The organism is Vibrio sp. CCUG 15886 (assembly GCF_028570825.1).
Lineage (GTDB): Bacteria > Pseudomonadota > Gammaproteobacteria > Enterobacterales > Vibrionaceae > Vibrio > Vibrio vulnificus_B.
This window is the reverse complement of sequence record NZ_JAQQBT010000011.1, coordinates 56,343-78,494: the sequence shown is the minus strand read 5'-3', so window position 1 is coordinate 78,494 and position 22,152 is coordinate 56,343. Positions and strand designations below refer to the sequence as shown.

At 48.3% G+C, this 22,152-nt stretch carries 18 protein-coding genes; 8 read left to right on the top strand and 10 right to left on the bottom strand.

Features of this window, described 5'->3' with window-relative positions:
* The first annotated feature begins 6 nt into the window (after nucleotides 1–6).
* Nucleotides 7–495, top strand: a complete 489-nt coding sequence (locus PQQ36_RS17015) for a DUF2489 domain-containing protein (RefSeq protein WP_039468885.1) — start codon at nucleotides 7–9, stop codon at nucleotides 493–495.
* Nucleotides 496–639: 144 nt separating this feature from the next.
* Complete coding sequence (gene hemN / locus PQQ36_RS17010) at nucleotides 640–2,031, top strand: oxygen-independent coproporphyrinogen III oxidase (protein WP_039552199.1); 1,392 nt, start codon at nucleotides 640–642, stop codon at nucleotides 2,029–2,031.
* A 77-nt stretch (nucleotides 2,032–2,108) separates the two neighbouring features.
* Here the strand turns inward: hemN and PQQ36_RS17005 are convergent, their stop codons facing one another.
* The 5 genes from PQQ36_RS17005 to glnA form a co-directional block, all read right to left on the bottom strand.
* Nucleotides 2,109–4,640 (bottom strand): bifunctional diguanylate cyclase/phosphodiesterase, encoded by a 2,532-nt coding sequence (locus PQQ36_RS17005; RefSeq protein ID WP_039552203.1) that lies wholly within the window; start codon nucleotides 4,638–4,640, stop codon nucleotides 2,109–2,111.
* Between the two features lie 122 nt (nucleotides 4,641–4,762).
* Complete coding sequence (glnG, locus tag PQQ36_RS17000; protein WP_045596110.1) at nucleotides 4,763–6,172, bottom strand: nitrogen regulation protein NR(I); 1,410 nt, start codon at nucleotides 6,170–6,172, stop codon at nucleotides 4,763–4,765.
* Between the two features lie 18 nt (nucleotides 6,173–6,190).
* Nucleotides 6,191–7,243, bottom strand: coding sequence for a nitrogen regulation protein NR(II) (glnL, locus tag PQQ36_RS16995; RefSeq protein ID WP_373023472.1), 1,053 nt, complete (start codon nucleotides 7,241–7,243; stop codon nucleotides 6,191–6,193).
* Between the two features lie 128 nt (nucleotides 7,244–7,371).
* On the bottom strand, nucleotides 7,372–7,908 hold the full coding sequence (locus tag PQQ36_RS16990) for a DUF4124 domain-containing protein (protein ID WP_011078957.1): 537 nt from the start codon (nucleotides 7,906–7,908) through the stop codon (nucleotides 7,372–7,374).
* Between the two features lie 197 nt (nucleotides 7,909–8,105).
* Complete coding sequence (gene glnA, locus PQQ36_RS16985) at nucleotides 8,106–9,515, bottom strand: glutamate--ammonia ligase (protein WP_011078956.1); 1,410 nt, start codon at nucleotides 9,513–9,515, stop codon at nucleotides 8,106–8,108.
* A 530-nt stretch (nucleotides 9,516–10,045) separates the two neighbouring features.
* On the opposite strand from glnA, the gene typA reads away from it, so the two are divergent.
* Together typA and PQQ36_RS16975 are read left to right on the top strand one after the other, a co-directional pair.
* Complete coding sequence (gene typA, locus PQQ36_RS16980) at nucleotides 10,046–11,875, top strand: translational GTPase TypA (protein WP_011078955.1); 1,830 nt, start codon at nucleotides 10,046–10,048, stop codon at nucleotides 11,873–11,875.
* Between the two features lie 76 nt (nucleotides 11,876–11,951).
* Entirely contained in the window at nucleotides 11,952–12,491 is a 540-nt protein-coding gene (locus PQQ36_RS16975) for an AAA family ATPase (protein ID WP_273661878.1), read from the top strand.
* Between the two features lie 46 nt (nucleotides 12,492–12,537).
* Here PQQ36_RS16975 and PQQ36_RS16970 read toward each other — a convergent pair whose 3' ends face one another.
* Nucleotides 12,538–13,179 carry a DUF2959 domain-containing protein gene (locus PQQ36_RS16970; protein ID WP_011078953.1) on the bottom strand — a complete coding sequence of 214 codons (642 nt, stop codon included), beginning with the start codon at nucleotides 13,177–13,179 and terminating at the stop codon, nucleotides 12,538–12,540.
* 44 nt (nucleotides 13,180–13,223) lie between these two features.
* Here PQQ36_RS16970 and PQQ36_RS16965 point away from each other — a divergent pair, with 44 nt between their 5' ends.
* The 3 genes from PQQ36_RS16965 to PQQ36_RS16955 are packed head-to-tail and all read left to right on the top strand — an operon-like array spanning nucleotide 13,224 to nucleotide 15,543.
* Nucleotides 13,224–14,165 (top strand): virulence factor BrkB family protein, encoded by a 942-nt coding sequence (locus tag PQQ36_RS16965; RefSeq protein ID WP_043877021.1) that lies wholly within the window; start codon nucleotides 13,224–13,226, stop codon nucleotides 14,163–14,165.
* Nucleotides 14,140–14,574 (top strand): D-aminoacyl-tRNA deacylase, encoded by a 435-nt coding sequence (gene dtd, locus PQQ36_RS16960; protein WP_045618578.1) that lies wholly within the window; start codon nucleotides 14,140–14,142, stop codon nucleotides 14,572–14,574. The genes PQQ36_RS16965 and dtd overlap by 26 nt, the downstream gene beginning before the upstream one ends.
* A gap of 42 nt (nucleotides 14,575–14,616) precedes the next feature.
* On the top strand, nucleotides 14,617–15,543 hold the full coding sequence (locus PQQ36_RS16955) for a bifunctional GNAT family N-acetyltransferase/hotdog fold thioesterase (protein WP_045618577.1): 927 nt from the start codon (nucleotides 14,617–14,619) through the stop codon (nucleotides 15,541–15,543).
* A 15-nt stretch (nucleotides 15,544–15,558) separates the two neighbouring features.
* On the opposite strand, the gene PQQ36_RS16950 is transcribed toward PQQ36_RS16955, so the two are convergent.
* From PQQ36_RS16950 to hslR, 4 genes are all read right to left on the bottom strand, one after another.
* Nucleotides 15,559–17,499, bottom strand: coding sequence for an AsmA family protein (locus PQQ36_RS16950; RefSeq protein ID WP_273661877.1), 1,941 nt, complete (start codon nucleotides 17,497–17,499; stop codon nucleotides 15,559–15,561).
* 123 nt (nucleotides 17,500–17,622) lie between these two features.
* Nucleotides 17,623–19,251, bottom strand: a complete 1,629-nt coding sequence (pckA, locus tag PQQ36_RS16945; protein WP_011078948.1) for a phosphoenolpyruvate carboxykinase (ATP) — start codon at nucleotides 19,249–19,251, stop codon at nucleotides 17,623–17,625.
* A gap of 333 nt (nucleotides 19,252–19,584) precedes the next feature.
* Nucleotides 19,585–20,460 carry an Hsp33 family molecular chaperone HslO gene (gene hslO, locus PQQ36_RS16940; RefSeq protein ID WP_011078947.1) on the bottom strand — a complete coding sequence of 292 codons (876 nt, stop codon included), beginning with the start codon at nucleotides 20,458–20,460 and terminating at the stop codon, nucleotides 19,585–19,587.
* Nucleotides 20,461–20,491: 31 nt separating this feature from the next.
* A complete protein-coding gene (gene hslR / locus PQQ36_RS16935; RefSeq protein ID WP_273661874.1) occupies nucleotides 20,492–20,878 on the bottom strand; it encodes a ribosome-associated heat shock protein Hsp15 in 387 nt (128 codons plus the stop codon).
* A gap of 384 nt (nucleotides 20,879–21,262) precedes the next feature.
* On the opposite strand from hslR, the gene gspC reads away from it, so the two are divergent.
* Complete coding sequence (gene gspC, locus PQQ36_RS16930) at nucleotides 21,263–22,138, top strand: type II secretion system protein GspC (protein ID WP_172665345.1); 876 nt, start codon at nucleotides 21,263–21,265, stop codon at nucleotides 22,136–22,138.
* The last annotated feature ends 14 nt before the right edge of the window (nucleotides 22,139–22,152 follow it).

Sequence of the window (22,152 nt, the reverse complement as noted above, 5' to 3'; positions counted from 1 at the left end):
GAACGGATGAGTGTAACCCTACTGGCCATTCTTGGTGGCGCAATCATTCTTGGTTTAGCGTCGTATGCTGGTTACCTTCTACTCCAGCTTAAAAAGCAAAAGGAGTTGCAGCTCCAGCATCAAAAATTGGCGATAGAGAAACGCAACGCCAATATCTTTGATAGCGTAAATACCCTATGCCTTGCGGGCATTCAGGGTCAGTGTGACTTATCCGAAATTGCGATTCGGGTTTATTGCATCATGGACTACGTTCAAGGTGAGAAACGCGTCGACTTCGATGCCACTTATCCCGCCATTGCGGAGCTTTACCACATCGTAAAAGATATGGCGCGTGGTGAAGAGAGACAAAAGCTGGAGAAACAGCAACGCATGAAGCAAAACCTTGAGCGCCACAAAGCGGAAGGTCGCCTCAGCGAAGCGGTGATTGAAGAGTTAAAAACTCTGCAACAGAAAGTGAAGCCGCTGAATAATCAAATCCATATTCAGATGATCTAATCCATAGCCCTACTTTTGAGTAGGGCTATCGTGATCAGGCTAGCACTTCTAAAAATTGGCGATAAAAAAGCCATATCACAGCGCCATGAGCGTCTCATTGATGTGGCAAAATAGCGCCCCACAGCATTTTATGGAAGTACCACCATGTCGAATCAGAACCTTGAATCGAACCAACAAATTGTTTGGGACCAAGCGGTATTAGACAAATATAACTATTCAGGTCCGCGTTATACGTCTTACCCAACGGCGCTTGAGTTTCATGAAGCATTTACCATTTCTGACTACGATATGGCTTGCACGCAATACCCTGAGCGACCGCTGTCCCTGTACATTCACATCCCGTTTTGCCATAAGCTGTGCTACTACTGTGGCTGTAATAAGGTGATAACACGCCATTCGCACAAAGCGGATGAGTATTTGGATGTGTTGGAGCATGAGATTCGCCAACGTGCGTCTTTACTGCAAGGTCGTCACGTAACGCAATTGCATTTTGGTGGTGGTACACCAACATTTCTTAGTGCTAAGCAAATCACCCGCTTGATGACACTGCTGCGTGAAGAGTTCACCTTCACAGCGGAAGCCGAAATCAGTATTGAAGTTGACCCACGAGAAATTGCGTTGGAAATGCTGGATCACCTACGTGCAGAAGGCTTTAACCGCCTGAGTATCGGTGTGCAAGACTTCAACAAAGAAGTGCAAAAGCTGGTCAATCGCGAGCAAGATGAAGCATTTATTTTCGCGATGGTTGAGCGCGCGAAGCAGCTCGGCTTCCGTTCGACCAACCTTGACTTGATTTACGGTTTGCCTAAGCAAGATCGAGATTCTTTTGCCAAAACGTTGGAACAAGTCCTCAGCATGCAGCCAGGCCGATTGTCGGTGTTTAACTACGCTCACATGCCTCAGCTTTTTGCTGCGCAGCGCAAAATCAAAGATGAAGATCTGCCGAAAGCGGAAGAGAAAATGGCGATTCTGCAAAACACCATCGCGACGTTGACCGATGCGGGCTATCAATTTATCGGCATGGACCACTTTGCGTTGCCCGAAGATGAACTGGCGGTGGCTCAGCGTAATGGCGTGCTGCATCGCAACTTTCAAGGCTACACAACGCAAGGGGAGTGTGACTTGGTTGGCTTTGGTGTATCGGCCATTTCCATGATTGGCGATGCCTATGCGCAAAACCAAAAAGAGCTGAAAAAGTACTATGCACAAGTGAATGATTTACGTCATGCTCTGTGGAAGGGTGTTGCGCTGGATGGTGACGATTTATTGCGTCGAGAAGTGATCAAACAGCTGATTTGTAACTTCAAACTCGACAAAGTGGCGATTGAGAAGCAGTTTGCCGTGACGTTCAATCAGTACTTTAAAGAAGACCTACAATTGCTACAGACCTTTATTGACGATGCGCTGGTGGAAGTGGATGAACAAGCGATCCGCGTGACACTTCGTGGCCGTCTGCTCATTCGCAATATCTGTATGTGCTTTGATAAGTACTTGCGAGCCAAAGCGCGTCAGCAGCAGTTTTCTCGCGTGATCTAAACACAGTTTCTATGTCTCTTTAAATACAAATGCCAGCGAAAACGCTGGCATTTTTAATGTATCTCAACGGTTTGTGCTTATAGCGATGGCCACTCATCAAATGGCACCGGGCGGCTATAGAGATAACCTTGCGCTAGGGTGCATCCTAATTCCATCAGCAGCTCGGCATGCAAGCTGGTTTCAACCCCTTCAGCCACAACATTAACGTTGAACCCTTTTGTAATGTTCACCACCGCAGCGACAACGGAATTGTTCATTTCTTGGCGATTTAATTTTTCGACAAACGTTCGGTCTATCTTCAGGCAATCAAACGGCAGCGAATGCAGATAGGCGAGAGAGGAATAGCCAGTACCAAAATCGTCAATGGCAATGCTAATGCCCAAAGCACGGAGCTTATGCATGTTGTCTAATGTGCCATGTGCGCTTTCAACCAAGCGCGACTCGGTGATTTCCAACGTAAGGTTAGTGGCGGCTAACCCCGTTTCCTGCAAAATTTGCGAAACCTCAGCGACAAAGTCATCGCGAAGCAGTTGATTGACGGAAATGTTCACATGCAGTTGAAAGCGAGCATCCCAGCGCTGAGTGGCGATCGCTTTGGCGCAATCATGGCAGGCTTGGCGTAAAATCTGACTGCCAATTTTTTGAATCAGGCCACTGTCTTCTGCGATAGGGATAAAATCGAGTGGGGAGATAATTCCTTGTTTGCTGAGCCAGCGTGCCAGTGCTTCAGCACCGATCACTTTGCCGCTCTTAAGCTCAATAATGGGTTGGTAATAGGGGATAAATTCTTGGCTGTCGATACCATCTTGGATTTTTGCCAGCATTTGAGTGCGAAATTTCGAAGCGTCGGCCATTTCAGGACGATAGTAACTGACGCCCGAAACATCTTGTTTTGCATTGCTCAGTGCGATGCTGCCATTCCGTAGCCAGCGTGTCATGTTGCTATCACTGTCGGTGATCACGACACCAATCGACACCTTCATCACCACACTTTCGTCATTCATATAAAACGGGGCAATGAAGAGTTGCTGAAGGCGATTTACCGTCAACGTCACTTCTTCACTTTGATTGATGTGGGGAGCGTATATCGCAAATTCGTCTCCTCCTGTGCGAGCGAGCAAAAACTGATCGTCAAACAAGGTTTGGATTCGTTCGGAGACTTTGATCAGCAGTTGGTCACCGTTGTGATGTCCCAAGCTGTCGTTGATATCGCGAAAGCGATTAACCCCAAGCATAAATAAACTACCAGACTCAGTAAGTTTGCGCTTACTTACATCAATCAATCCTTCTCGGCTGTACAGCTTGGTCAGGGAATCAAACACCAGTTGATTATGCAGGGCTTTAAAGGACGCTTTGAGGTTATTGGCCATTTCGTTAAAGGCGTTGACCAGTAAGCTGGTTTCATGAATGCGGCCAGGTTTTGGCATTGAGCTATCCCAATTGCCGTTGGCCAAATTTCTTGCTGCCGTGGCGGTGGCCGTAATAGGACGAGTGATACGGCTGAAAATGACTAAGCAGAAAGACATCCCAATCGCACTTACCAGTATGCCGATCAGCCAGCTTTGCTGTTGTGACTTCGGCAATACGCCAAGAAGCTCGGTTTCAGAGATGGAAATGCCAATAAACCACGTGAGGCCATATTGGTCGGTGTATGGCGACAAGAGGCTGAAATAACGTTCATTCTTGGTTTCGAACTCAAATTGTTGTGCCTCTTCGTGTTGCAACATGCGTTCTGCTTTCGCTCGTTCTGCGTGCTGCTTAATGATAGGGTCGGCACTTTCAGTGGCTAACAGTCGGTCGCCCTTTTTCGACCACTCAGTCCCCCATGACACCACGCTGCCTTGAGCGGAATGTGCGACGAGGCGCTGATCGTTATCCATGATGTAGACGGTCGCCTTGGTTTTCTCCTGCAAGCGATTTAAAAACGCGTTGAAGGTATTGATGCGAATGTCAGTAACCATCACGCCGACAAACTGTTGCTTGTCGTAAACCGGCGAGAGGGCGGAAAGCGTGATTTCTTGGCGCTCGTCAGCATTAGCATAGATGGATGACCACATCACTTGGCGCTTTTCAGCAACAGGTGCGTACCAAGGTCGCACGCGCGGATCGTAGTTGGGGATCACCGAGACAATGTCTTTGCTGATTTGATCGCCGCGATAAATGACTAATTTGCTGTCGGTGCGGTCATCTTGAATCATCAATGTGTGTGTGCCGTTGCTCTCTTTGCGAAAGCCGATGTAATCCGCCGCTTCCGAGCCAAAACCGATCACATCCAGTTGTGGGATATCGGCGTACAGGGTTTGAAAAGCATTCAAGAAATAGTCTTGCAACTGTGAGGTATCATCAGCTTTGTAGAGGTGATTGAAGCTGATGGTGTGTGCCATCGCCAAACCGGCATCAAACGGTGCGCCTAGATACTCAGTGAGATGAGTTTGTACATTCTCCGTTAACGCAGAGAGTTGCTTGTTACTGAGATCAACCACGGCACGTTCATAGCTGTGTCGTTGAACGAGGATGACTAAGCTGATCGATAAGAGAAAAATCACCACAAAAGGGGTGATGACGGCTGCTTTGAGAGAAATTTTGCTGCTGTCGTTGAGTTCGTACATAGAAAAAGCGTCTCTCCTTGAGTGCTTGGGGTTTGCACCTGTGTTCGAACGTGTCGAAAAAAGGCGCAAAACCGAATAAGCCAAATGGGCAGACGCGACGGTACGGTATCGGGAGAGTGTGGTTAGTACAGCTCTTTTAGTTTTCTCGTCAACGTGTTGCGTCCCCAGCCTAAAACCTTGGCGGCATCCTGCTTGTGTCCATTGGTGTGCTTTAGTGCTGCTTCTAACAGTATACGTTCGAATTGAGGAAGTGCATAAGCCAGCAGTTCTTTTTCTCCAGATTCCAATGCGTGCTCAGCCCAGCTCGACAAGGTTTCTTGCCAAGTGCCAGAAGCGTTGCTGTCATCCACCACGCGTTTTTCATTGACCAACTCGCTAGGCAAATCACTTGGCAACACTTCACTGCCACTGGCCATTACGGTAAGCCAGCGACAAATGTTTTCCAACTGACGTACGTTGCCTGGCCAGCTCAAACGGTTAAGTATTTCCACCGTGCTGCCATGCAGTGTTTTGGCTTCTACACCGAGCTCTTCTGCGGCTCGCAGCAAGAAGTGCTGGGTCAGTTTTTCGATGTCTTGCTTACGTTCGCGAAGGGCTGGGATCTGCACGCGAATGACGTTGAGGCGGTGAAAAAGGTCTTCACGAAATTTGCCTTGTTGCACCAAACGTTCGAGGTTTTGATGGGTCGCCGCGACAATACGGACATCCACTTTAATTGGTGAGTGGCCACCGACACGATAGAACTGACCGTCTGCGAGTACGCGTAGGAGGCGGGTTTGAATATCAAGCGGCATGTCGCCGATCTCATCGAGAAACAACGTGCCCCCGTTGGCCTGTTCAAATCGACCTTGGCGCACCGAGTTGGCACCTGTAAACGCGCCTTTTTCGTGGCCAAACAGTTCGGACTCAATCAAATCCTTTGGGATGGCTGCCATGTTCAACGCAATAAAGGGTTTGCTTGAGCGAGGACTGTGGCGGTGCAAAGCATGGGCGACGAGCTCTTTACCTGTGCCTGACTCACCGTTAATCAGCACTGAAATGGAAGAGCGAGACAGGCGACCAATAGCGCGGAAAACCTCTTGCATCGCCGGTGCTTCACCGATGATTTCTGGGGTGTGCGCGGTGTGGGTCTGTGCTGAAGCCATTTGTTCACGTTTTTGTTCTTGGCCATGCGCAATGGCGCGTTCAACCAGCGTCAGTGTCTCATCGATATCAAAGGGTTTTGGCAGGTACTCAAACGCCCCTTTTTGGTACGCGTTAACCGCTGCATCCAAATCCGAATGTGCCGTCATGATGATGACGGGCAAATTCGGGCACTTCTCATGCACTTGACGCAGCAGTTCAATGCCATCGATGCCTGGCATGCGAATATCGGAGACTAAAACATCCGGGACTTCACGTTCTAACGCCATCAACACACTTTCGCCGTTGGCGTAGGTTTCGCATTTGATGTTGGCAGAGGATAAGGTTTTTTCCATTACCCAGCGAATCGAACTGTCGTCGTCGACAACCCAAACATAGCCTTTACTCATGACGTATTCCTTGCAGCGTTAAATTGGCAGATAAATCGTAAAATTGGTGTGCCCTGGCCAGCTTTCGACATCAATTTTGCCGTTATGCTGATCAATAAGGTTTTGTGAGATAGAGAGACCTAATCCTGTCCCGCCTTCTCGACCACTGACCATGGGGTAAAACAAAGTATCTTGAAGCTCAACGGGGATACCTGGCCCGTTATCCATAATTTCAATCCGGGCCGCCACTTTGCAGCGTTGGCCATGGATATTGGCCTGATGCACCGTTCTGGTGCGAATGGAGATTTTACCATCCTCTTGGTGAGCCAAAATTTGCGAAGCATTGCTAACGATATTGAGCATCGCCTGCTCTATTTGGTCAGCATCAATGTAAATATCGGGCAAGCTTGGATCATAGTCTCGCTCGATGACCAGCGTTTGTTCGGACTCCAGCTCCACAAGTTGGCGAACTTTTTCGAGAACTTGGTGAAGATTGGTTTGTTGTTTTTTGCCCGGTTTTTGTGGGCCCAGTAGCCGGTCGACTAACGCGCGCAAGCGGTCTGCCTGCTCAATAATGATCTGGGTGTATTCCGTTAATGAAGGATCGGGCAGCATTTTTTCCAGCAGTTGTGCTGCGCCACGTAGACCTCCTAGCGGGTTTTTGATTTCATGAGCGAGGCCTCGCACCAAGAGCTTGGCGGCTTGTTGTTGGGCGTGCTGGTTCATCTCCTGAGTGATTCGGCGCTGTTGGTCGACTTTACGCATCTCCATCAAGAGCATCAGCTCTCTTTCGATTGAAATCGGGCTGACCGTCACCTCCAGCAACAAAGGTTTGCCATCCACCACGAAAGTGACGTCACTGTCGGTAATGCTTTGTCCGCTTTGTAATGGCTGTGAAAGCAAGGCGAGATCGAGCGACGCATGCTGAATCAACTGCGAGAGTGGGTGGTGCACAATCCGCTTGGCACTTTGAGAAAACAATTGCTCTGCCGCAGGATTGGCGTGGTGTATTTGCAGCTCATCATCCAAGATGAGCGTCGCAGTCACCATGTTGCTGAGTATGGTATTTGAGAGAACGGAATTCACCTTCACATCCTTGTCTTTGTTATCTTCTGGTGCATTGCACTAAGTTGGTGCAAATGAATTCAGTATGGCGGATTACAAAGACAAGAGAAAGGAGAATTTCCGTCTATCAGCTACTTAATATTGCCTGCAAGCCGCTATTTTATCTTGGTGCGATGAAGATGCACTGATATAGGGCTAGTTGATGCAATAAGCTTGCCGCTTCGTACGGCCTGAATGGCAATAATGTGCGTGCCGCGGTCGATGTTTTTGAGCTGCCACAATGTTGAGGTTTGTGGAGCACCGTAGCGATTGCCATCAAACACCAGTTGCAGTTGCTCGCCAATGTCCAGCTTACGGTTGGTTTGAACCTGAATGGTGATGATCCCTTGATTACTGCGAATCGTGGCATCGTGGCTGGGAGACGCCAGTGTCAACGCAAGAGGTACCGCCTCTTGCTGTTGGCTTTTCGGTTTCTCTTTGGTCAGCTCTGCTGGTTTATCGAGAGATTGGGTTGATTCCACTTGAGGAGGGGGGGCACTGGCTTCGAGATCGGGCAGTTTGACGGTTTTCGCGCCATTGTTGGGGGTATCGCTCATGTGGAGCACGCCGTTGTCATCGACCCAAGTGTAGACAGTTTGGGCGCACACTAAAGGGGCGCTCAAAGAGAGAACCAGAGCAAAAAGCAATTTCATTGTTCACCTCCAAAGAGATGCGAGTTCACGTTAATAGAACGAAGCCTCTGCGGAGTGCAGGGTTCCGATATAGTTTTTGTTATAGCAAGGTTATGTTATTACTCGGTTTACATTTGGAAAATAAAAGAAAGGCTCGCCTGCGAGGCGAGCCTTAAAATTGATGTAACTAAGGTTACAAAGTTTACATAGTGAGCAAATTATACTGAGTAGTATAGTTCGAACTCTAGTGGGTGAACCGCAACGTTTACGCGCTCAACTTCTTTTGTTTTCAGCTCGATGTAAGAATCGATGAAATCATCAGAGAATACGCCACCTGCAGTTAGGAACTCACGGTCGTTGTCTAGGTACTCTAGCGCTTGTTTTAGCGATTCCGCTACTTTTGGAATCTCTGCCGCTTCTTCTGCTGGTAGATCGTACAGATCTTTGTCCATTGCTTCGCCTGGGTGGATCTTGTTCTTGATACCGTCAAGACCAGCCATCAGCATGGCTGCAAACGCTAGGTATGGGTTTGCTGCTGGATCTGGGAAGCGAACTTCGATACGACGCGCTTTCGGGCTTGGTACCACTGGGATACGGATAGAGGCAGAACGGTTACGCGCAGAGTAAGCTAGCATAACTGGTGCTTCGTAGTGTGGAACCAGACGCTTGTACGAGTTGGTTGATGGGTTAGTCAACGCGTTTAGTGCACGTGCGTGCTTGATGATGCCGCCGATATAGTAAAGCGCCATTTCAGATAGACCGCCGTACTTGTCACCAGCAAATAGGTTCACGCCATCTTTGGCTAGTGATTGGTGAACGTGCATACCAGAACCGTTGTCGCCGACGAGTGGCTTAGGCATAAAGGTTGCTGTTTTACCAAATGCGTGTGCAACGTTGTGTACCACGTACTTGTAGATTTGGATCTCGTCTGCTTTAGTCGTTAGTGTGTTAAAGCGAGTTGCGATCTCGTTTTGACCCGCTGTCGCTACTTCATGGTGGTGCGCTTCAACAACAAGGCCCATCTCTTCCATCACTAGACACATTGCCGAGCGTAGGTCTTGTGAAGAATCCACTGGAGCTACAGGGAAGTAACCACCCTTCACGCCTGGACGGTGACCTTTGTTACCGTTTTCGTAGTCAGAACCTGTGTTCCATGCCGCTTCTACGTCGTCGATCTTGAAGAAAGAACCCGACATGTCAGTGGCGAATTTTACATCGTCAAACAGGAAGAACTCTGGCTCTGGACCAACTAGGACGGTGTCTGCAAGACCAGTAGAGCGCATGTACTCTTCAGCGCGTTTCGCGATAGAGCGTGGGTCACGGTCGTAACCTTGCATCGTTGCAGGTTCTAGGATGTCACAACGGATGTTTAGCGTTGCTTCTTCAGTAAATGGGTCTAGAACAGCTGAAGATGCGTCAGGCATCATCACCATGTCTGATTCGTTAATACCTTTCCAGCCAGCAACAGACGAACCATCGAACATTTTACCGTCTTCGAAGAAGTCAGCATCGATTTGGTGAGAAGGAATAGAGATGTGCTGCTCTTTACCTTTAGTATCGGTAAAACGCAGGTCAACAAACTTAACTTCGTTTTCTTGGATCAGCGATAAAACGTTTTCTACTGACATCTTGGATAACCTCCAGTGTTATTAAAGCGGTAATAGTCAGATTCGGTTTGGAATCCAGCATTGATTAATTTCATTTCATTCTTATTAATCGATGCTGATTCTTACAAAGCTAAAAGCGTGCCAATTTTTTAAGTCCATATTAATCATGCACTTGCTTTGTTTTGTGTGCGTCTGTTCTTCCTTTGTGCACCAAAATGATCCTTGAGCGCACCTTAATGGTGCGAATTAATGCTCGTTGCACCATTGTGAATCATAAGCGCGATCCATTTCGCCCCTGTTTGTTGCTTTTGTCAACGATCGTGTGCTCATCTTTGCATAAAAGCTTGATAGAGTGAGGCGGCTCGAGAAATGGTTGGGGTTGAAGAGGGGCGATTAGCGTCAATAAAAGAAAAATACTCACGAATAGATCACATATTTCTGGGTTTTTTATCAAAATCTGGTACATTATGGCCGTTTTTTTAATCAAACCGGGCTTTGTTTAAAAAGTGAGCGGTTTGAGTAATATTGTCTAAACAAGTGAATCAGAATCCATGACGACTCCACAGATTGATAAATTAAGAAATATCGCGATCATCGCGCACGTTGACCACGGTAAAACAACACTGGTTGATAAATTGCTGCAGCAATCGGGCACTTTACAATCTCGCGGCGATGTAGAAGAGCGAGTCATGGACTCGAACGACATCGAAAAAGAGCGTGGCATTACCATTTTGGCGAAAAACACCGCTATCCGTTGGAATGACTACCGCATCAATATCGTAGATACCCCGGGACACGCGGACTTCGGTGGCGAAGTTGAGCGTATTATGTCGATGGTAGACTGCGTACTGCTTATCGTTGACGCAGTAGATGGCCCAATGCCACAAACGCGTTTTGTAACGCAAAAAGCATTCGCACACGGCCTTAAGCCAATCGTTGTAATCAACAAGATCGACCGTCCAGGTGCGCGTCCTGATTGGGTTATGGACCAAGTGTTCGACCTATTCGACAACTTAGGCGCAACTGACGAACAGCTCGATTTCAAAGTGGTTTACGCTTCAGCACTTAACGGTTGGGCTTCTCTAGAAGAAGGCGAAACTGGCGAAGACATGGAACCACTATTCCAAACGATCGTTGATGTAGTTGATGCGCCAAATGTTGACCTTGATGGTCCACTACAGATGCAAATCTCTCAGCTCGATTACAGCTCATACGTGGGTGTTATCGGTGTTGGTCGTGTGACTCGTGGTAAAGTGAAAGCAAACCAACAAGTAACCATCGTTGGTGCTGATGGCAAAACACGTAACGGTAAAGTGGGCACGGTACTGGGTTACATGGGCCTTGAGCGTCACGAAGTTGAACAAGCAACTGCGGGCGACATCATCGCAATCACTGGTCTTGGCGAGCTAAAAATCTCAGACACCATCTGTGATGTAAACAAGCCAGAAGCGTTGCCAGCATTGTCTGTTGATGAACCAACCGTCACCATGACGTTCCAAGTAAACACCTCTCCGTTTGCGGGTCTTGAAGGTAAATACGTGACTTCACGTAACATCCTTGAGCGTCTTGAGAAGGAACTGGTTCACAACGTAGCACTGCGCGTTGAGCAAACAGAAGATCCAGACAAATTCCGTGTTTCAGGCCGTGGTGAGCTTCACCTATCTATCCTGATCGAGAACATGCGTCGTGAAGGCTTTGAGCTTGCAGTATCGCGTCCAGAAGTAATCCTGAAAGAAGAAAACGGCCAGCTAATGGAACCGTTCGAAACCGTAACCATCGACGTTCAAGAAGAACACCAAGGTGGCATTATGGAGAAGATCGGTATGCGTAAAGGCGAACTGAAAGACATGTCTCCAGATGGTAAAGGCCGTGTTCGTTTGGACTTTATGATGCCATCTCGTGGTCTGATCGGTTTCCAAACTGAGTTCATGACACTGACTTCGGGTTCAGGTCTTCTTTACCATACGTTTGATCACTACGGCCCACACAAAGGCGGTAACATCGGTCAACGTATCAACGGTGTATTGATTGCGAACGCAGCGGGTAAAGCGCTAACCAACGCGCTATTTAACCTGCAGGAGCGTGGTCGTCTCTTCATCGGTCACGGTGTGGAAGTGTACGAAGGTATGGTTATTGGTATTCACAGCCGTGATAACGACCTAACCGTAAACGCCCTGAAAGGTAAGCAGCTAACCAACGTTCGTGCTTCTGGTACGGATGACGCACAGGTGCTAACGCCACCAATCACGATGACCCTAGAACAAGCACTAGAGTTCATCGATGACGACGAGCTAGTAGAAGTAACGCCGGAAAACATCCGTATTCGTAAGAAGTTCCTAACGGAAAGCGATCGTAAACGTGCTTCTCGCGAAGCGAAGTAATTACGCTTTCGGTTAATTAAATGAGAAACCCTGAGTTGGCAACGACTCAGGGTTTTTGTTTATTTAGGAGCAAAACATGGATTTGGTGATCATCAGTGGTGGCCCCGGAGCGGGTAAAACCACGTTAATTAATGCGCTGTCGGCACAGGGTTACATGACTTTTGCGGAAGGCTCTCGCACATTGATCGAGGAGCAAAGTGTACGCGCTGACGGCATTCTGCCCTGGACCAATCTTCCCGCGTTCGCTGAGTTGTGTTTGGCGTTGATGAGTGAGCAAAAGCGCCAAGCCAGTGGTGCCACCGTCGCGTTTTTCGACCGCGCCATTCCCGATATTATTGGCTATCTCAAAATGGGGCACTGTGAGGTGCCCACCACGTTGCATCAGGCCAGCCAAGGCTATTACGCCAAAGTGTTCGTCTGCAAACCAGAATCGTCCATTTATGTCCAAGACGAAGTGCGGCCACACACGTTTGCCGAAGCGTTGCAGATTCATCAAATGTTGGTGGAATGCTACCGTGAGCTGGGCTATCAAGTGGTGGAAGTGCCGTGGGGAAGTGTGGCTGAGCGAGTGGCGTTTATTCTGCAGCATGTAAGGTGTAAGGTGAACAGCCTCTAGCGAGGCGCAACAAAAAAACCTCCCGAAAGCAGGAGGTTTGAGAAGCTTACTGCTGGTTGAGTTTTTGCAAGAACTTGTCGGATTCGGCTATTGCAGCGTTCATTTGCGAGATGGCATTGGCGATCTCTTTTTCCAAGCTCATGAACTCGCCTTGCAATGAGCCAACGGCGCTGGCGTTGAGGTTGTGTTTCAAATACAAGGTATTGTCGCGCAGCGTGTTGAGCACTGGCGTCATTTTTTGCTCCGCTCGTTTCATCGCTTTGAGCATCTGTTGATAAGAGGCTTTGGTCTCCTTGAGCTTTTGTTCGCTAGAGCGGCGCAGCTTGGCATTGGTGTAAAGTGCGAGCTCTTGTTGCCATTCATCGAATAAAGCATCCGAGACATCTTCAATCGCTGCAATGCGATCGCGCACTTCCTGCGCGGCTTTTTCACTCTCTTGGTACTGATCGTTGATTTGGTTATACACCTCTTCCAATTCACCGCCATTAAATTGGGTTAGGCTGGATAAAGCCTGCAAGGCGCTGGTAAACTCTTGTTGGGCCTCTTGCTGAGATTCTTTGGCGTCTTCGACTCGGTCGACCATGATCTCACGTTTGTGGTAACCCACTTTTTCCATTGCAGAGTAGTATGCGGACTGACAACCAGTCAGGGCAAAAATCGTTAGTAGTATGGTGATTAAATAAGGCATGCTTATTTCTCAATGATCTATTTAAGTTACGTATGGTTAGGACTATGAACCAGTTGTTTGGCAGTGACAAGTTGAGATTGCCGCAAAGGGCGCAAGCGGGCATTGCATTTGTTCGTTATTTGATAGCGCGCATGAATCATGACCGGATTAATGTGAATGCCGGTTACTTGGCGTATATCACGCTACTTTCGATTGTTCCTATGCTCACCGTTCTCTTATCCATTTTGTCGAAGTTTTCCGTTTTTGAGAACGTTGGTAGCGTATTGCAAAGTTTCATTATCAATAACTTTGTACCCGCATCGGGAGACGCTGTTCATGCGGCATTGCAAGAGTTTATCGCGAACACGGGCAAAATGACGGCAGTGGGGGCGGCGTTTCTGTTTGTGGCGGCGTTGATGCTGATTTCCAACATCGACAAGAATCTCAACTATATTTGGAGAGTGAAGAAGAAGCGTCGTGCGGTGTTCTCGTTTTCGATGTATTGGATGGTGTTGACGCTTGGGCCGATTTTGGTCGGAGCCAGTATTGCGGCCACCTCTTACATCACCTCACTGCGTTTACTTGATAGTGAAGCGATCTCGACCGTTTACGATCAGTTGCTGCGTTGGCTGCCATTTATCCTCTCTTCTTCGGCCTTCGTTGGCCTTTATTTGTTGGTGCCGAATAAGAAGGTGCAGTTTTCTCATGCCGTCGTTGGTGCCATGATTGCGGCGGTGTTGTTTGAGCTTAGTAAAAAAGGCTTTGCTGCGTACATCACGCAGTTTCCGTCGTATCAATTGATTTACGGCGCTTTAGCCGCCATTCCGATTCTTTTTGTTTGGGTGTATCTCTGTTGGTTGATTGTTTTAATCGGTGCTGAAGTCACCGCTGCACTCGGTGAGCGGGAGCACTGGAGGCCAACTGAGGACGTGATACAATCGCTGCCAAACAATGACACAGAATTAGAAAAGGATACTCAACGTGATCGCTTTGATTCAGAGAGTTAGTGAAGCGGCTGTACGCGTCGATGGTGAAGTGGTTGGTCAGATAGACAAAGGACTTTTGGTGTTGCTCGGCGTAGAAAAAGACGACGATGAAGCCAAAGCCAAGCGTTTGATGGAGAGAGTCACGACCTACCGCGTGTTTGAAGACAGCGAAGGAAAAATGAACCTCAATGTGCAACAAGTGGAAGGTAAGGTGTTGGTGGTTTCGCAATTTACTTTGCCTGCAGATACCAAAAAAGGCACGCGTGCTGGTTTTTCTCGTGGTGCACATCCTGCTGATGCTGAGCGTTTATACGACTATTTCTCCGATTTGTGTCAGCAAGTGCTACCAACGGAGCGTGGACGATTTGCTGCGGATATGAAAGTCTCGTTAATTAACGATGGCCCAGTGACGTTTTGGTTACAGGTATAGTGACCCCAAAAACGGGCGAATAATGCATGGAAAAGGAATTTTATGTTTAAACTGATCACCCCAGAAACGGACAATCAACTGAACAAGTATTTCCACTTCCGTTGGCAAATGCTGCGCGAACCTTGGCGCATGCCGATAGGCTCTGAGCGCGATGAATACGATCCGATGAGCCATCATCGCATGATTGTTGATGGCCGAGGTCGTCCGATTGCGATTGGCCGCCTTTACATCACGCCGGATAATGAAGGGCAAATTCGTTATATGGCGGTTAAAGGCAATCGCCGCAGCAAAGGCATGGGTTCGTTAGTGCTGGTGGCGTTAGAGTCGCTAGCGCGTCAAGAAGGGGCGAAACGCTTAGTGTGTAACGCACGCGAAGATGCCATTTCATTTTATGAGAAAAATGGTTTTGAACGCCGTGGTGAACTGACCGATGAGCGCGGGCCCGTACGTCACCAACAAATGGTGAAGCCATTAGACCCGATGGCGAATGTGCTGCGCAAACCAGAATGGTGCACCGAGCTGCAAGACCGCTGGGAAAAGCAAATCCCGATCGCCGACAAAATGGGCATCAAAATTAACCAATACACCGGTTACCAATTTGAGTGCTGCGCGCAGCTTAATCCCAATCTCAATCCCCACAACACCTTGTTTGCGGGTTCAGCCTTTACCTTGGCGACGCTAACGGGGTGGGGGATGGCGTGGCTGTTACTCAAAGAGCGTGGTTTGAAAGGCGATATCGTGCTGGCAGACAGCAACATTCGCTATCGTCATCCAGTGGATAAAACGCCGATTGCGAGCACCTCGCTCGATGGAATCAGTGGTGATTTAGATCGCCTTGCCAGTGGCCGTAAAGCGCGCATTGTTATCTTGGTGACCATTTACAGTGGTGATGTCGCGGCGGTGGAGTTTACCGGTACTTACATGCTGCTGCCGAACTACAAAAAGCAATTGGAACAGCAGCAGGCGTAATGGAATTTGACTGCATTAAGAGGCTGCGTTTGCGGCCTCTTCTGTTTGAGCCTGTGGAGTCTCTTGCGCCGCTTGGCTTTGCTCTGGGCATTGATTTACGCGTTGATGTTCGTCGGACATCATATCGCCACTCAATTGTTGGCAGCCCATTTTTACCTGATAGCGAATGCCACCTTGTTCCGGCGCAGTAAGATCGCTCGCACCACCGATCATGCCCTCGATGTCGGGGCCTTGCAGTTTGATGGGAGCGAGGGTGAGTTTGCCTCTCTCCATACTCAAGCTGATTTCAGAGACTTGCAGAGGAAGAATGTTCCCTTCATCAAATGGCGTGTAGGCTTCGTGTAGGCGAGCATGAACGCCACCGCTCAGTGAATGGGAGAACATTGCCCAGTCGCCACCCAACCCCGTTGCACTGACATCAATACTGCTGATGGCATTGAGATCAAAGGGCAATGGCAGCTGTGACAGCAATAAGCCCATGGGTAAACCATCTGCATTGAGTGTTGCTTGCCACGGTTTACTTAAACTGTTGAGCTGCAATTGGCCATAAGCCTCAATATAACCCTGTTTGAGCGGTGCAAAGAGACGGTCAAGTTGCCAAAGCCCATCGTCGCTGTGCATTTCCACCAGAGGATGGGAGCTCAATATATCTTGATAACTGGCGTTGGCCGCCGTGGCCCGCAGCTTGCCTTGCCACAATCCGAGTTGTTGCTCTTGTTTGAGCAGCACTTTTTCCCCATCGATATTGAGACCAGACAGTTGCCAGTAAGGCTGGCGAATCAATTGGATAAACTGACTGCGCTCGATGTTCAGTCGTTCTACACTCACGTGTGACGCATTTTCAAGCCATTGCCAAAGCCATGCGGCTTCGCCAGGTTGCTCTGCCGCCCACTTCACGTTGTTGACCATGAGCTGATCCAGCGCTATCACATCGGGTTTGATCGTGCCAGAGAAGAGAAGGTTCCCTTGCTGCCACTGAGCAGACGCTTCCTCTACGTTAATGGCGTTGGGATCGAGAGTGAATTTGATGCGCGGCTCAACCCACACGTTGTGCTGATCTTGCACGCTCTCTGCTGAGAAGGAAATGAGCCCCTGTTGCTGCTGCCAAAGTGAGAAAGGCAAGGTCAAATTTTCACTACTCAGTTCAAAGTTGATCAAGCGGTAATCTTCTAACGCGAGTGAACTGCGTAAGATGTCCAAGCTGTTGATGTGGGTAATCTGCGAGCCAAACCTCTTCCATGGCTTCGCCAAAATGGACGTGAGTTGCTGCTGTGACAAATCGAGACCTTCAACGGTGACATTGACCAATGACCAACCTTGCGGGTATTGCTCCGCTTGGCCTGAGACTTTAGCGCCACGCCAAGACAAAGATAGACCATAAAGGGTGCTGTCTTGAGGTTTGTAATCGATATCGAGCAAAGGTTGGTTAAACGCTTCGCCCTGCCAGTAAAGCTGCTGTGCGGAGAACTGAATCTCACCGAAAGGAATGAACTGATCGCTGCGTTGCCATTGAGGTTGCTTTACCTGAAACTTAATACCGCGCGCACTCAACTGGTTGTCGGCGTAATCGAGGTTTGAAATGGCCAATTGGTGAATCTGTACGGTGTTGGGAATAAACGTTTTTGGCGAGCGGGAAAGACCCGTTTGTAGACTCAAACCATCCAGTAACACACTGGCAATTTGCACGCGTCCGTTGGTATACAGCTCTGGGCTTAGCCAGATCTCCAACTGTTCAACGTAGCTCACTTCATTATGCGTAAAAGAGACATTCTTAAACGAAAAATGGTCAGGATACTGATAGTGGACCGACTCAGCTTGCATGCCAAGCCCGCTGAACTGACTGAGCTGATTAAACACTTGGCTGGCATAGCGCGTTTGTAAGCTCACTAGAATGCTGATTGGAATTAGAGCGATGACAATCAACAAAAGCGCGACACTGATTAGTGCTTTTTTCATCCCTGCCTACTGATCACTAACGTTTGCAAATAAGTGCAGATAAGCTTGGCTTAATTTTCGCAACGATTCAATAAAAAAGCCCCTCAGGTGAGGGGCTTAAGTTTGCTTTTCGTAGCTAGGTCACTAATCGAGTTGTGGGCCTGCAGCCACAAGTGATTGACCTTCCGCGTTGTCGGTGTACTTAGCGAAGTTGTTGATAAAGCGTTGAGCAAGATCTTGCGCTTTGCTTTCCCACTGTAGCGGGTCAACGTAAGTGTCACGTGGGTCAAGGATGGTTGGATCCACACCAGGAAGTGATGTTGGTACTTCTAGATTGAAGATAGGCACGTGTTTGGTTGGTGCTTCTTCAATAGAACCATCAAGGATCGCATCGATAATACCGCGCGTATCTTGGATTGAGATACGCTTGCCGCTACCGTTCCAACCGGTATTGACGAGGTAGGCTTCTGCCCCTGCTTCTTCCATACGTTTTACCAGTACTTCAGCGTACTTGGTTGGGTGAAGCGTCAGGAACGCGGCACCAAAACACGCAGAGAAAGTTGGTGTTGGTTCAGTAATACCACGCTCAGTACCAGCCAACTTCGCAGTAAAGCCAGATAGGAAGTGATACTTAGTTTGTTCTGGGGTCAGTTTAGACACTGGAGGCAACACGCCAAACGCATCGGCAGAAAGGAAGATCACTTTGTTGGCATGACCGCCTTTTGATACTGGCTTAACGATGTTTTCAATGTGATGGATTGGGTAAGAAACGCGAGTGTTCTCGGTTTTCGAACCATCATCAAAGTTGATCGAGCCGTCATTGCGAACAGTTACGTTTTCAAGCAGTGCATCGCGGCGGATGGCATTGTAAATATCAGGCTCAGCTTCTTTCGACAGCTTGATGGTTTTCGCGTAACAACCACCTTCGAAGTTAAACACACCGTCGTCATCCCAGCCGTGCTCGTCATCGCCAATCAGCGCGCGTTTTGGATCGGTCGACAGCGTTGTTTTACCCGTACCAGATAGACCGAAGAAGATCGCCACATCACCTTCTTTGCCCATGTTGGCAGAACAGTGCATCGACGCAATGCCTTTAAGAGGCAGGAAGTAGTTCATCATCGCGAACATGCCTTTCTTCATCTCACCGCCGTACCAAGTACCGCCGATCAACTGCATGCGCTCAGTTAGGTTAAACACCGTGAAGTTTTCAGAGTTCAGACCGTGCTCTTTCCACTTTTGGTTGGTGCATTTTGCACCGTTCATCACCACGAAATCAGGCTCAAAGCTGGCCAATTCTTCTTCGGTTGGGCGGATGAACATGTTCTTAACGAAATGCGCTTGCCACGCCACTTCGGTGATGACTCGAATGCTAAGACGGGTATCAGGGTTGGCACCACAATAACCATCAATCACAAAAACGCGCTTGCCAGAAAGCTGGTTAGTGACCAGTTGTTTTAGGTCATTCCACACTTCTTGTGTGATTGGCTTGTTATCGTTCGGGACGGCTGGTGTTGTCCACCACATATGTTCTTCGGTTGTCGCATCTTTCACAATGTATTTGTCTTTTGGTGAGCGGCCAGTGAAGATGCCTGTGTCTACAGCCACCGCGCCGAGCTCTGTCACTACGCCTTTTTCGTAGCCTTCGAGATCAGCTCGAGTCTCTTCTGCAAACAGCATTTCGTAACTTGGGTTGCGCACAACCTCTTTTACGTTGCGAAGACCATGCTTGGTTAGATCAATTGATGCAGCCTTTGTATGTTCCATAACGGTCATAGGTGCTCCTTATAGGATTTTTGTAGGGATTTTGTAAGAATTTATTAATTTTTCTGCTCACCATGCTAACAACGGGTGGGGGAGAAAACAGGGATATAGTTCAAAAATTACCCTTAATTTTCCTATGGTTTTAGGTGTCCCGTCACATATTGGCTGAGATAGTTTATCGCGCACGCAAACCTTTGCGCTAGATCAAAAGAATTATTAATTGCCAAAAATTAAGGGGTTATTTAATTACGTATAAACCCATGTTTTATCGGGTTTTGATCACAAAAAGGCCAGCATAAGCTGGCCTTTTGATGGGTAAATTACGTGCTTGGTAAAGCGGGTAAATTAATGCAGCGTTTTTGGCTCCGATGCTGCCTCTTCGTACAGCTTGTTGACGTCAGATTCATCAAACGAATAAGTCGTGCCGCAGTAATCACAATGTAAAGAAACGGATCCATCAGACGCCAAAATGTCATAAATTTCATTTTTGTCGACGGTCACGATCGCCGCGCCACTGCGCTCACGTGAGCAACCACAACGGAACTCGACATTTTGCGGTTCAAACAGACGCACTTGCTCTTGATTGTAGAGACGGTAAAGTAGCTCGTTTGCTGGTAGCGTGAACAACTCTTCGTTTTTCACCGTATTGGTCAATTGCTCCAGATGCTCAAAATCATTTTCTGAACCAGTACCGTCAGGCATGACTTGAATCAGCATACCCGCTGCGTGTGCTTTGCCTTCGTGCTCGCCCGTGCGGATCCAGATGCGGGTTTTCAACTGCTCAGAGCGTTCAAAATAGCCTTCCAGAACTTGCTCAAGGTTGTCACCTTCTAGGCCAACGATCCCTTGGTAACGCTCGCCTTTTTTCGGTTCGATGGTGATGACCATATAACCTTTGCCCATCATATCGTGTAGGGTCGCGTCGTCGGCAATATGGCCTTCCCAGCGAGCCACACCGCGGATTTTCTGCTCATTGTCACCATTGATCACAGCCAGTGAAACAGGGCCATCGCCTTGTAGCTGAATGGTGATAGAGCCTTCAAACTTTAAAGTTGCAGTCAGAAGAGTGGTAGAAACCAATAGCTCACCAAGCAGTTTTTGTAGGGCTGCCGGATAATCCTTGCTAGAAATAATTCGCTGATACGCTTCATCCAGTTGTACCAACTCGCCACGTACTGAAAGATCTTCAAATAAGTAGCGATTCAAAACATTGCTTGCCATTTAGCGATTCCTCGTAGGTATTTTCCGGCTTTTACTGGTGTTTAAATTTGATAATGTCGCGGCGCTGCTTTTTATCTGGGCGGCGATCTGGACTTGGGTTATGCGCGTTGAGTTTACGTTGCATTGCTTGTGCTTCGCGCTTTGCTTGGCTCTCTTGCGTTTCGCTATAGAGCGTCTGTGCTTCTGGTGCGCCACGTCGCTGAGTGGATAGCTTTTCTATCACAACCGTTTTTTCTTCATTGCCTTGGCGAAGTTTCAATACCGCGCCCACTTCGATAATCTTACTGGGCTTTGCACGTTGGCCATTATAGTGGACTTTACCGCCATCGACCATATCGCGAGCGATTGAACGGGTTTTGTAAAATCTTGCAGCCCACAGCCATTTATCGAGCCTAACGGCTTCATTTGGGGAACTCATGGTCACTTTTACTCTCTAATCACTGCTGTGAATGATTGAATCTTGCACTTTACAATGGTGACTTACCGCAAATTTTTCAAGGCAGTTGGCAAAATCGGAATCAGAGAGGCGTGTCACAAGCAAGCTGTGATATAGTGCAAAGCTCTGTGTCGAAGCGAGATTTATCGACGCAACAACAGCATAACGTGCTGTTTTAGGAGAGCATTTTTCCACCTTGATCAGGAAAAGTGCGAGCGATTATCTTCAGTCGAATAAAGAAAGATAAATCGCAGTGCGTTCAAGCAAAGAAAGCGAAAGCGCAAAATTTAAACAGTGAAAGGAACCGATTGAGTGAAACCATCAGAGCTGAGTGCCGGATTGGCCAATAGCCCATTGCTGACGCGGATGATTGCCAACAACGGCATGATTCAGAGTCGAGCGAGTGCTTTATTAGCTGGCGTGCTGGTGGCTTTGACAGGCTGGACTTTAGGGCAAGTCGTCTGGCTAACACAAGAGAGCAATACGCAGATCGTCGCTTGGCGACCTGCACCGCAGCAAAACGCACAAGGTAAACAAGGTGAGCGATTAAACCTCGCCGATCTGCAAGCCATCAATTTGTTTGGGGTTTACAACGAGAATAAACCTAAGCCTGTTGTCAGCCAGCCGGTGGTGCAAGACGCGCCTAAAACGCGGCTAAATTTGGTGTTAGTTGGGGCGGTGGCGAGCAGCAATCCTCAAACCAGCTTGGCCGTTATCGCCAACCGTGGTCAGCAAGCAACCTACGGGGTTGGGGAAGAAATCGAAGGCACTCGCGCTAAGTTAAAAGCAGTTCTGGTTGATCGTGTGATCATCGATAATGAAGGGCGTGACGAGACCCTGATGCTTGAAGGCGTGGAATACAAGAAATTGTCTGAATCTACTCCGCGTGTCATTCCGTCATCGACGATCGCTAAGAATAACCCGCCAGATACGGATGAGCAGCTAGCGCAAATTCGAGAAGAAATTACCGCCGATCCGCAGAAGATTTTCCAATACGTGCGTTTGTCTCAAGTGAAGCAAGAAGACAAAGTGATTGGTTATCGCGTGAGTCCGGGAAAAAGCCCACAACTGTTTGAAGCCGTTGGGTTACAAGATGGGGATATTGCCGTGCAGTTAAATGGCAACGATCTCACCGACCCAGCCGCCATGGGCAAAATTTTTAATGCTGTTTCAGAGCTCACCGAGTTGAACCTCACGGTGGAACGAGACGGACAGCAGCATGATATTTACATCCAGTTTTAACACTTAGGCTCAAA